Source organism: Mongoliitalea sp. (assembly GCF_054166905.1).
Genome location: NZ_JBSZCK010000027.1, coordinates 106,960 through 119,343 on the forward strand (window position 1 = coordinate 106,960; position 12,384 = coordinate 119,343).

A 12,384-nucleotide genomic window follows, 5' to 3' on the forward strand; every position below is an offset into this window, starting at 1 on the left:
TAAAAAATTTCATAAAAAATGATAATTGGTCAAAAGAGCCTATAAAAAAAGCGTAGACTTGCATCCACGCTTTTCATTTAGGTCAACGGTCAATTATCGCACGCGATCATAAAGTTTTTCCAAGTGCGGAATTCCTTTTTCCATCCATTCAGGGGCTTCCTTACCCATCAGATGATAATCAAAATACTGCTTCATTCGAATTTGGAAATCTTTTTGATTGGCCTCAATTCCTAAGTGATGCCCTTCATTCGGGTAGGACAAGAAAATCACTTCCTTGCCCATTCTGCGGGCCGCATTGTACAATTCCAAGCCCTGAGCCCAATCAACTGCACCATCCTTGGTTCCATGCAAAATCATAAACGGAGTCTTGATATTTGGCACATGGTACATAGGATTTTCACGATTATAATCTTCTCGGTGAGTCCAAGGAGTCACTCCTCTCCCCATACGGACCTGACCGATTTCCATGATTCCATGATGTACCGTACCCGTGCTTGCATAAAGATTATTATAGAAACTTTCCAAGTTGGTCGGTGGTGCTCCCGTAACGATACACTTAAACATATCCGTCTGCGTCAGGATAAAAGAAGTCTGATAACCACCCCATGAATGCCCCTGTAAGCCGATATTGTCCTTGTCTGAGTAACCTAATTCAATCAACTTTTTGGCCGCGGATGTGATCGCATCCAAAGAACTGGTACCGGGTCTACCTTCTTCAAACACGATATCCGGCATAAAAATCATATAGCCATTGCTCGCATAAGTGGAGAAATGCGGACGATCATCATACACCGGCATCGAATATTGATGATGACGATCAGACATTTTTTCATAGAAGTACATGATGGTCGGATAAGCCTTACCTTCTTCATAGTTGGCAGGAAGTGTCAAAGTACCTTGTAAGCGCTGTCCTTTGCTATTGGTGAATTCTACCAATCTGCGTTTACCCCAAGCAAACTCAGCCTGCTGTGGATTGGCATTGGTCAGCTTTTTAGGATTGGCAAACTTCCCATTACTTACATGGTAATCAGGAAACTCTTCAAATGTCTGCTTGGTGAAGAAATAACGATCAGCGCTTTCTGCCTTGATAGGATTACCAATCATCGCATCTACAAACATCAACGGGGTTGGTTTACCACCAACTTTCAACTCATAAAATCCATTTTTCTTGGTCCACTCACCGTAGGCCTCTAACCAAAGCGGTTTGGAGGTATCAATCCAATCTTGGGTTCGATCAGGATTAACATAGCGGAAACGGATTTCCTCTGCATCCCCAATTTGGGTAATATTAGTAGCCTTACTTCCATCCAAAGCCAACATCCACAAATCATACTTATGATTGACAATTACATGTTTACCATCCTTAGTCCAGCCTGCAACGCCATAAGGCGGCTTCTCATGGGGATAGGGATGCTCTAGATCCATAAATACCATAGGAGCTTTTGCAGAAACATTGATTTTGGCATTGGTCTCCAAATTATACGCAATCAATGCTGTATCTTTCTGATACAGGTAAAATTTACCATCCGGAGAATATTGCAAAGCTCTATTGACCAGCTTCTCGACCAATACTCGCTCACCAGTAGTCACATCTACCCGATACAAATCCGCAGGGGAAACACCCCAATTGATATCACTGATATAAGGCTTCTCATCCCTTCCGATTTTGTATCGTGCATGTTTGGAAGGCAATACTGTCTTCATATCCTCATCCGCCAGCTGCACAAATTTACTTTGAGCAAAATGGAAAACTGCCGGCATGGTTTCATTTCTATTCCGATTCGCCCTTACGATCTGGACGGATTGGATATAGTCGTCTTTCCAGTGCCATACATCTACATTGGGAAGCGTATCCTTATCTGCCTTGAATGTGGCAGTCTGTTCTTTTACCCCAAACCAAACCATTTTTCCATCTTGCATAAATGAAACTGGAGCTTTTTCGCTAATGACAAAACCTTTGGTCAATCCTTGATGGTCTGGACCTATCTCGTAGCTTACGGGATTGGTTGAGAGATTCCCGAAAACCAACAGATGATTGATTCCCTGTTCCAAGGAATCTACAGATGTGCCTTTCAGAAAAGCTAATTGATTGCCACGGCTAGCAGCCTCTGTTTTGGTCAAAAAACGATCATCCCAAACAAGTGATTGATAGGTTTTGGCATCTCCATCCAGCATTTGGGTAGTTTTGGTACTTAAATTCATCAAAAAGGCACCGTTACCGATTTGGTCTTGAGCATCTACCAAGTAGGCTAAATGTGTTCCTTTTTTATTGACAGCAAACTCAGAAACATTACCGATGACGAATGAGCTTTTCTTTTGAATATCGAAAAGCACCAAGTCAGCACCTTTGTGGGAAGTTTTATCATCTTCCGCCTTTTTTCTATGGACCATATAAAAACGCTCATCACTAGAAAATGTCGCAGCATTGGCATTTTCTACGCGAAAAAGCTCAGTTCCATCAACTGTTTCTAAGACGGCTGTTTGTGTAATAGGCTTTCTTGCTCTTCTTAATTTATCCGATTCAGCTTTATTTGGCCGTAGAAAATAACTGAAATAGTTACTCCCATCTGAAAAGGAAAAATTAGAGGCATAAGGAATCCTTCTTAAAGCATCCGATTGAACAGATTTTACATGAAGGGTATCATCACCCCCATTCGGGCGGAGCACATAGGCAAACCAAGACCCATCCGAGGAAGGTGTGGGAGATACAATTCTAGACCATTTGGAATAATCTTTCAATTCCAAAGGCTTTTGTTGGGCTACTGCTACTTGAAAAAGGAGTAGTAGTACCAGTAAACTGGGGATTTTAGGGTTTTTCATGAGGTAAATTCATTAAACAGTGTGGAAGTTGCTACCTCATTGCAAAAAATCAAATGAATTTTACATGATAGGACAAAAAAAAACCCTCTACTGGAGAGGGTTTATATAAGCTAGTTTGTTTCTTAAGCTTCAGCAGGAACTACGCTGACGTAAGATTTGCCATCGAATTTCTTCTTGAACTGAACTTTACCATCAGTCAAAGCAAACAAGGTATGATCTTTTCCAAGACCTACATTGTTACCGGGATGATGCTTTGTACCTCTTTGTCTAATGATGATATTACCGGCAACTACTGCCTCACCACCAAATTTCTTCACACCAAGTCTCTTGGAATGTGATTCTCTACCGTTTTTGGAACTACCGACACCTTTCTTGTGAGCCATAATATTAGTCGTTTATGATTTCCTAAGAAATCTTACAATGTGATATTTTCAATCAAAATTTTAGTGAACTGCTGTCTGTGACCGTTTTTCTTCTTGTAACCTTTTCTTCTTTTCTTCTTGAAAACGATTACTTTGTCACCTTTAACGTGATCTACAATTTTTGCAGATACCTTTGCGCCAGCGATAATTGGAGCGCCAATTGATACAGCACCGTTGTCTTCTGCCAACAATACCTGATCAAATTCCACGGAAGCGCCAGCATTGCCTTGCATTTTTGGTGCATAGACATACTGATCTTTTGTTACTTTGAACTGCTTTCCTGCGATGTTAACAATTGCGTACATATTTGTATTTAGCTAGTATAGGAAATTGGAGTGCAAATATAGATAAATTGTTCTGAATAAAAAATTTATCTCACAAATCGCCACTCTTTTTCATCTCCTGCCCATTCGTAGCCTTCTACATTGAAAAGCTTGAGCTGCTCAGGGTCTTGAATACGATTTTTGATGATGTAATCCGTCATCAATCCTCTCGCCTGCTTGGCAAACAAACCAATGATTTGATATTTCCCATTTCTGTATTCCTGAAACACCGGAGAGATGATTTCAGATTTGATGATAGCGGTATCCACCGCTTTGAAATACTCTTGTGAAGCCAAGTTGACAATTGGTGTACCTTGGGCAACTTCGTTGATAACTTTAGCAATTCGGGTACCCCAAAATTCATACAAGTTCTTCCCCTTTTTGTTTTCGAGTCTTGTACCCATTTCCAAACGGTACGGCTGAATTAGGTCCATAGGCTTCAGCAGACCATATAAACCCGAAAGGATGCGAAGGTACTGCTGCGCAAAATCGAAATCCTCTTGAGAATAATTATCTACATCAATTTTGGTATACACATCGCCTTTAAAAGCTAACAAGGCCTGTTTGGAATTATCAGTGTCAAAGGTTTTTTTGAAATCTTTGTATCGAGCGGCATTCAGTTCAGCCAATTTCTCACTGATGCCCATTAACTTCATTAGATCTTCTGTCTTTTGCTTTTTCATGATACCTACCAACTCAAACGTTTCCTTTTGAAAGTCCGGTTGAGTAGCAAGCTCCAATTGACTGGTACTTAAATCTAATGTTTTGGCAGGTGAAATCAGTGTAATCATGTTTATTCTATTTACTCAATTACTAATAAGGCAGAGCGCTGGGTGCGGGAAATACCCTGTTGTATACTACTGAACCGAATCACTACTGCATAGGTTCCCACCGGGACCACTTCTCCCCTGTATACCCCATCCCAATTACAAACTGCCTGACCTTCTGGTATGTTATTGGTTTCACAGAAAAATATCAACTCTCCCCATCGATTGTAGATAAATACCTCTAAGTTGTCAACAAAAGCATTGGCATACACCAAGAACTGTCTATTTTGATTGCTTGGCTGCATAGCGTCTGGAGCAATGACCAATAACCTACAATCCTCCTCTACCTCAAATGTAGTCACGAAAACACAGCCTGCATCGTCAACTACTTCTAAGCGATACGATCCTGCCTCAGTTGGTATAAATGTTGGCGTATCTGCCACCAATTCATCATTTAAGAACCAAGCATAACTATCATAGTCACCGGGTTCTAATATATCTGCCACATTCTCAATAGCACAGATGACATAGCGCTCCCGCAATTCAGGGGCAATTCCTGCCGATCTTCGAACCTGTACCCGTTGCCTACCCAACTCACACAACAAATCTGAAAGTACAACTTCATAGAATCCTTCCTGGTCCACTTCAATCAAATCAAAATTATCAAATGGAAGAAGGGTACGGGTAGTTCCTGTAACTCTAAACCACTGAATGAGCGCAGCTTGCTCAAAATCTCCTACTAATTGAATCACCGCAGGAACCTCAGGATCACAGATTGCTTCTGCTTCCACGGAGAAGTCCACCTGCCCTAATACCGAAGTAACAGTGAAAGAAATTTCATTGGATTCACATTGGGTTCCCAGACGAGGCTGTACCTCCAAGGTAAATACGCCTGCTTCTCTCGGAAAGAAAATCGGATTTCTACCGACAATGGTTCCTGAATCATCCCTCCAAAATATCAGTACGTCGGCAGGGTTACCTCCAAACAGATTCACCTCGTAAAATACACCTTCTACGCAATCATCGATCGTAGGACCGATTAAATCAAACGGAATCGGGTCGTTAATTGTAACAAAGAAACGACGCTCGCGTGGGCAATCCTCATCCGAAGGATCAAAGCCAAACAAGATATATTCTCCGGACTCTGTTAATACAAAACTACCATCTGCTTCTTGGGTAATCGGAACAGAGGGATTATTAGCGGCTCTTAGGTCAAAATTCAAAGGAACGGCTGAAGTTGGCGTAAATACAAATTGCTCACAAGCCACCGGATTGCTCGGAACTGAGAAATCTACTTGAAACTTCCGGTCGACAACCACATTATTTTCAGATGGCACAGGGCAGTCATTTTCGTCCAGTAGCTCAACTGAATATTCTCCATAAGGAACATCCACTGTAAAGACCAAAGGATCTGCTGTGGCTGCAGTTGTCAAATCATTTGTAAATACCCTACCATCTCCCAATCGGACAATTCTATATCGTACACCAAGTAAGGATACTGGAATAGTTGGGAAAGTAATTATTATCTGCCCATCCAACACACCTGAGGTACTACAAGACTCATCTACCGCTGTCACTACATAATCCTCCAGACCAGCAGGAGCATTTCTGTTTTGAATCACAACGGTCTGTACATTCAAACAACCAAATTCATTGATGGCTTCAAAAGTGTAAACACCTGGACCTAAATCCACAAATAGCGGTAAAATTGTGCCTGCTGGAATATTATTCGATACACTCCCTGTCTCTACCAAAGTCAAGGTTTGGATATCAGTCAAGGCTGTAACCTCCAAAACACCATCTTCCAACACACAATCAGAGTCATTGAGCATCACCAATTCCAATAACGGAAGTGGGTGAACAACAATCTCGGTGACTTTTTCAATCAAACATCCGGGCACCAATGGATCCTCAGTCACAAAAATAATATCATATGTTCCAGGGCCTGGCAGCTGCAATAAAGGATTCAATTCCAATTCGAATGCTTCCACCAAAAATACCCTTCCAGGCTGACCTTGCAATTCATAAAACCACTCCCCAATGATCGGTGTATTGGGAGCAAAGGTCACGATTACATCATCATAGCAAACCTCATCCTGAGACAAGTTGATATCAAAATCAAACGCAGGCCCCACAAAAATGGAACGTGAAGCAGGACATCTGTCAAAAGTAGCTGGATCAACACCTTCTGGAACACGGAAAGAAACGGTCACTGTATAGATATCTTCCGAGTCCACCACAATCGTATTAGAATTGACATCTCCGATTTGAAAACCTGCCGCATTTCTCCATTCAAAATCATACAATTCCTCAGCTGGATCATAGCCATCAATTGCTGTCAGCTCAACCGGACTGCCTACACAAAGTACGGCATCATCCGGCAAGGTGATTTCTGGAGACGCCACTACAAGCACTTCCAAAGAAAAATCATCATAAAACTGTCCACATCGATCTACTTCCAAGGTTACTGTGTACAGGCCTGGTCTTTGAAAATTGTGTATGTAATTTTGAAAATCCTCTCCTGCTCCGCCAAAACGTGTAATATCTGCTGTTCCGTCTTCATGCACAATGGTCCAGAAATAGGAATCAATATCTGGTTCTCCACCTCCACCGAATTCAGCTTCTGCACCTTCCGCAGGATCCAAACACAAACGCTCCGGGCCTTCCAAGGCAGGTTCGGGAATACTGCTCCCTGACTGCCTCGCAAATGAGGGCAATCCCAAGTTCATACTTGTGCCAGAAATCAGCGGAGTTCCCTGCTCATCATACACTGATTGGGCACATCCACTTCCTGGAAGAATAGATGTTATTTCCGATTGTCCAGGTCTCGCTACATAAATCTGACCATTAGGACCCATTTGGATAGCTCCAAATGGACCAGCAGTAGTAATGGTATTCCTTACATCAGAATTTAAGATACACTGCTCACGGGCTTGTCTTGTAGTGGCATTATCAAAGCATTCACCACAAGTTGATGGGTCATCATCGTCATCATCATTATTGTTTGTTCTCGGATTTCGGATTAAAAATTCCTCTATTCTGCCCGAGCCTGACCGGTAACTCACAAATACCCTGCTTCCGTCATTGGAAAACTCCACACCATATATATCATCATTGTTACACCCTAAATCCAATAGAGCATATTCAGTAAGCCTGCCTGACTGCACATCAAAATCAAAAATCTCCAATCGGCTACAGGCACCATCATTGATCGTCACCGCCACCTGCGAACCATCAGGGCTAAACTTCATAGTCCCCACCCCCGCACCAAAGCCATGGCGAGAACCCACGGATGAAAATACAGGTTGCCCAATTCCAAACTGGGTTAATGGATAGGCACGGAAAGTGTTGGTCCCCAACTCATGGAAAAGAACCCAATTAGTAGCTCCCGTAGCTAAAGCGGCCACCTGCTCGGTAGCTGGACTGAACAAGAAATTATTGCTAGTGGTCACAGCTCCAGCTCCGGTCGGATTTTCAGCTGTCAGGTCGACGACTGAAAAACGTACTTCATTGGAACCTGAGGCAGTAGCTTGGGTTGTAAATACATAGTATATCGTTGGATTTTGTGGAACAGGGACAGCAATTACCCCTTGGGAAGTCTGATTGCTCCCCCCGATATTGTCTCCATTTTCCATGACATCTCCATTCAGATCCCATACAGTCTGACCATCCGTATAAAAAAGGATTTGACCTGTTTCGTCTGAAATCGTGGCTGTACCAGCGGGGATATTATTCGGATGGGAAATTGGCCTTGGGTTTGGCCCGTCTGGATCATCCGGGTCAGGATTAAAGTCCAAGCCTGCACCATCACCAAAATGCCAGACACCATTGCTTTGATCTTCCAAATCCCAAATCTGTACACGGATCTCAGCATAAGCGTAACAGCTAGACCCTTGTTCACGAACCAATACCCAATACAAACCGGGCAAACACACCTCATTGGCAGCTTCAGGTCCCCAACCTTCATCCCTTTTGTTGGACCAGAAGTACTCAAAGTTACCTCCAGGGCCTCCAGGGCCACCAATACCTGGGCCTCCGGGTCCACCCGGACCACCAGGACCGCCAGGCCCTTCTCCTCCACCTTGCTGCGCTTGCAACAATGGCATCAAATTGATACAATTCGGCGCACAGATAGTAGTGTCCTGCGGAGTGAAATTAGCCTCTAAGTTATTCTCTCGTAGCGTTATTAGCTTTTCTACATCCAAAGTAGAGCCATCCGCAAAAGTCACCGTCAAGGTCACATTGATACTCTCTCCAGCTGTTGCCTCCTCTGGAATCAATAAATGCTCTTGATTAAAATCAATCTCTACCGGTTGCCCATCTTCATTGGTCAAAGGGGGATCAAAGGTCCATTCAAAACTGATGGGGCGATAATTCGTTGGTGTAATCTCAGAAGTCAGCTGAATAGGGTTATTGGCACAAGGAATCTCAGGTTCCCAATCAAAATCTACGGTAGGATTGATATCCTGATTCGGTGCAAATTGAGGAAAGACCGTACCACAAAAATCAACTCCATTGAATGGATCCTCTTCTATTTCTAATTCGTCCAGCTCTTCTTCGTCCGGATTATTCACTCTCCCTATTAAAAATGGTCCGCCCGCTTCCTCTTGATAGATATAGTACAGCCGCCCATCAGGACCTACGCGAATATCATAAATTTGATGGGGCGTATTTGGTATGGGTACTACTTCAGGAGTGGCTGTCAGATCACTGGTAGGAACTCTCAATAGTTGATTCCCTCTAGAAAAATACAGAAATCCCCCATCCGGGGAAAGGTCAGCACCTTCTATCTCATCCGCTCCACCCGATTGCTCCACGGTGCTGATAGACCCAAGAGAGCCATCAGCCGTATCCAATTCAATCAATACCATATCTTCATTGGGATTAGAAGGAATTAAAATCAACTGATTGGTACTTTCTTTAAAGATGATTGCCTTTGGGGTAAAACCTAGTGGAATACTCGCAGTCTCTGTAAAATCTCCCTGAGTATCTTCAATCCTGCGTACAATCAAATTGCCCCCATCGTAGTTTATCAAGTAATTAGGGCTATTGGGAGTTTTCACTACTGCGATAGCACCTGATGCCGTTCCTAGCGGTTGATTGAGAGCAGTTACCGCTCCTAATGGCGGCTGATTGCCGACAGGTCCTCCCGGCGCATTCATATCTACCACTGAATATTGCAATTGCCCTGTGGGGGTACGGTAAAAAATATAAAATAAGCGATCTCCCTCTGGGTCGTAACTTAATGCCGAAATAGCAACGGCCTGTCTTTGATCCCGCAAACCATTAAGCCCCGATCCAACTCCTTGAATATTTTCATTTATATTATTATAAACTGCAACCCCGTTGGTAAAAAACAAAACTTGTCCTGTAATGGGGTCAATCATTACAGCATTGTTGTCAACATTCCCAGTTTCTGAACCAATGACAATCGTACCCGGCAAATCCCGAACGATAGGATCTTCCCCTCTACCGAATGATAGGTAGCTATTAGTTGCAGCAGTTGGACAGTATCCAAAGATCCATTCATTGCCATTGAATCCTTGTGAATAACTAAATTCTGGAGACAAAAAGCAGAAAACTGCGAGCATGCCACTAAAAAATAACTTAAAATGTATGGAATTCAGTTGCCTTTTCATAATTTACACGCTGCAATCAAAACAAGGGCCAAGTTTCATCGTTAACCTTTTGTTTTGAGTTTAACAATAAACGAAGTTTTCCTTGCTTAGGTCTCAAATATATCGTCTTTTTTTCATTATTGCTTTTGGCTTGAGTTATTTCGAGTCGTCAGCACAAGATCCACAATATAGTCAATACTACGCAGCACCTTTATATTTAAACCCTGCATTTGCCGGATCGGAGCTTTTACCAAGGGTCGGATTCAATTATAGAAACCAATGGCCTGGATTAAATGCACAATTTACCACCTTTTCAGCCTATATCGATACCTTCCTAGACGACTACAACTCAGGAGTTGGCTTCTTGGTTATGAGTGATACTGAAGGGGCTGCAAGATTGAGATCCACGACGTTAGCTGGACTTTACTCCTACGAACTCCGTCTTGGGGAGCGGGCATACTTCCGCCCTGGCTTTAGAGCGAGTTACATGCGAAGGGAAATAGGCTTTTTCGAGAATTTAATTTTTGCGAATAATATCAATCCAAACGACCCTTTTGGTCCTTTGCAGCCGGGAGGCACTGACATAGATGGACTTGGAGATCCTGTCAACATGCTTTCTTTGTCAGCAGGAGGATTGTTCTTTACTGAAAATTTCTGGTTTGGTTTTTCTGCAGACCACTTGAATCAACCCAATCAATCCTTTTTGGATGGAGTAAGCCGATTGCCTGCCAAGTATTCCTTGCATGCAGGCTACAGGATTTCATTGGGTACAGGAGGATACCGCTCTGACTTTACCCACACCTTCAAAGAGCGCTACTTTGTACCAACAGTCAATTATAAAAGACAAGGCCCTTTCGAACAATTGGATGTAGGTGCTTATGTGTTTGCTGAACCTATCGTATTTGGGGTGTGGTACAGAGGTCTACCATACAGACCTATTGAAAACCAAAGCAACCGAGATGCCATCGTCATGATGCTTGGTGTCAATTTGCCCTCAGGCCTGAATGTTGGTTACAGCTTTGACTACACTGTATCCCAACTGGGCATACAGTCGGGAGGTGCACACGAAATCAGTGTTTCCGTACTCCTGGCAGACCGAAACCGAACCAAGCTAAGAAGCAGGGATACCATGCTCCCTTGTCCGAAATTCTAAGAAACTCTTATGGATGCCGATTGGATTAAATACCTACTCGTAGGGGTACTTTCGCTTAGCTTTGTTTTCGAAAAGTTCTTAAGCTTTTTGAATATCCGGCAACCCATCCCCACTATTCCCGCAAGTTTGATCGAATATATAAGTTCGGACAAAATCGCAGAAAGTAAATCCTATCAACAAGCTAACTTCAAATTTGGCTTGGTGACGGGCACGTTTTCTTTTCTGGTAACCTTAGCATTGATTTATTGGGGAGTTTTTGGAGTAATTGATGTCTGGTTTCGTGAAATTGTTTCAGATCCTATTTTTCTATCCATAGTTTACTTTGGAGTGATTTTCATAGGCTCAGATATATTATCCATTCCTTTTGATTACTATCAGACCTTTGTTATCGAAGAAAAATTCGGCTTCAACAAAAGCAGTTTGAAAACTTACATTTCCGATAAGGCCAAAGGCTATCTGCTTTCCATCCTTATCGGTGGAGGACTGTTGTTTGTGCTATTGTGGTTGATCCATCAGATTGGTAAAGATTTTTGGTGGCAATTTTGGCTGATTTCTATCATCTTTATGGTTGGCGTCAATCTTTTCTATACTGCATGGATCCTACCCTTATTCAATAAATTGACACCTTTGGAAGAAGGAGAGCTTAAATCCAAAATTTTTGCCTATGCCCAATCAGTGAACTTCCCTTTAAACAACATCTTTGTTATTGATGGTAGCAAGCGCTCTTCTAAAGCCAACGCTTTTTTTTCCGGTTTTGGCAACAGAAAGAAAGTGGTGCTATATGATACCCTAATTGAGCAACATACACCGGACGAATTGGTCGCTGTACTAGCACATGAAATCGGACATTACAAAAAGAAACATATCATCTGGGGTATAAGCACTTCCATCCTTCAGGTTGGACTCCTACTTTTTATCCTTTCGGAATTTATTTTTTCAACCAATATGAGTTTGGCTTTGGGAGGCAATGAAATGGCCATACACTTGAATATCATTGGATTCACCATGCTCTTTTCTCCTATCTCCATGGTTTTGGGAATTGGAATGAACATGTTGAGCCGAAAACATGAATTTGAAGCGGACCACTATGCTAAGACCACTTATGATGGCCAACCATTGGCAGAAGCTTTAAAAACACTTTCGGTTAATTCACTTAGTAACTTGAACCCACACCCTTGGTATGTTTTTGTCAATTATTCCCATCCACCTTTGATGGAAAGATTGCACAGGCTTGAAAACTGATAACCCGATTAATCCGTAAATTTCGAGAAAATAAACCCC

Annotated in this window: 7 protein-coding genes; 2 read left to right on the forward strand and 5 right to left on the reverse strand. The window is 42.5% G+C overall.

The features are described from left to right. Positions 1-93 precede the first annotated feature (93 nt). From ACXIUD_RS10015 to ACXIUD_RS10035, 5 genes are all read right to left on the reverse strand, one after another. On the reverse strand, positions 94-2,820 hold the full coding sequence (locus ACXIUD_RS10015) for a prolyl oligopeptidase family serine peptidase (RefSeq protein WP_458052496.1): 2,727 nt from the start codon (positions 2,818-2,820) through the stop codon (positions 94-96). A gap of 122 nt (positions 2,821-2,942) precedes the next feature. Further along, complete coding sequence (gene rpmA / locus ACXIUD_RS10020; protein WP_458052497.1) at positions 2,943-3,203, reverse strand: 50S ribosomal protein L27; 261 nt, start codon at positions 3,201-3,203, stop codon at positions 2,943-2,945. Positions 3,204-3,235: 32 nt separating this feature from the next. After that, positions 3,236-3,547: a 50S ribosomal protein L21 gene (gene rplU / locus ACXIUD_RS10025; RefSeq protein WP_458052498.1), complete on the reverse strand. Its 312-nt coding sequence runs from the start codon at positions 3,545-3,547 to the stop codon at positions 3,236-3,238. Positions 3,548-3,612: 65 nt separating this feature from the next. Beyond that, positions 3,613-4,356, reverse strand: a complete 744-nt coding sequence (gene yaaA, locus ACXIUD_RS10030; RefSeq protein ID WP_458052499.1) for a peroxide stress protein YaaA — start codon at positions 4,354-4,356, stop codon at positions 3,613-3,615. An 11-nt stretch (positions 4,357-4,367) separates the two neighbouring features. Next, a complete protein-coding gene (locus ACXIUD_RS10035; RefSeq protein WP_458052500.1) occupies positions 4,368-9,971 on the reverse strand; it encodes a T9SS type B sorting domain-containing protein in 5,604 nt (1,867 codons plus the stop codon). Positions 9,972-10,053: 82 nt separating this feature from the next. Here ACXIUD_RS10035 and ACXIUD_RS10040 point away from each other — a divergent pair, with 82 nt between their 5' ends. Together ACXIUD_RS10040 and ACXIUD_RS10045 are read left to right on the forward strand one after the other, a co-directional pair. Then, positions 10,054-11,103, forward strand: a complete 1,050-nt coding sequence (locus ACXIUD_RS10040) for a PorP/SprF family type IX secretion system membrane protein (protein ID WP_458052501.1) — start codon at positions 10,054-10,056, stop codon at positions 11,101-11,103. A gap of 9 nt (positions 11,104-11,112) precedes the next feature. After that, complete coding sequence (locus tag ACXIUD_RS10045) at positions 11,113-12,345, forward strand: M48 family metallopeptidase (RefSeq protein ID WP_458052502.1); 1,233 nt, start codon at positions 11,113-11,115, stop codon at positions 12,343-12,345. The last annotated feature ends 39 nt before the right edge of the window (positions 12,346-12,384 follow it).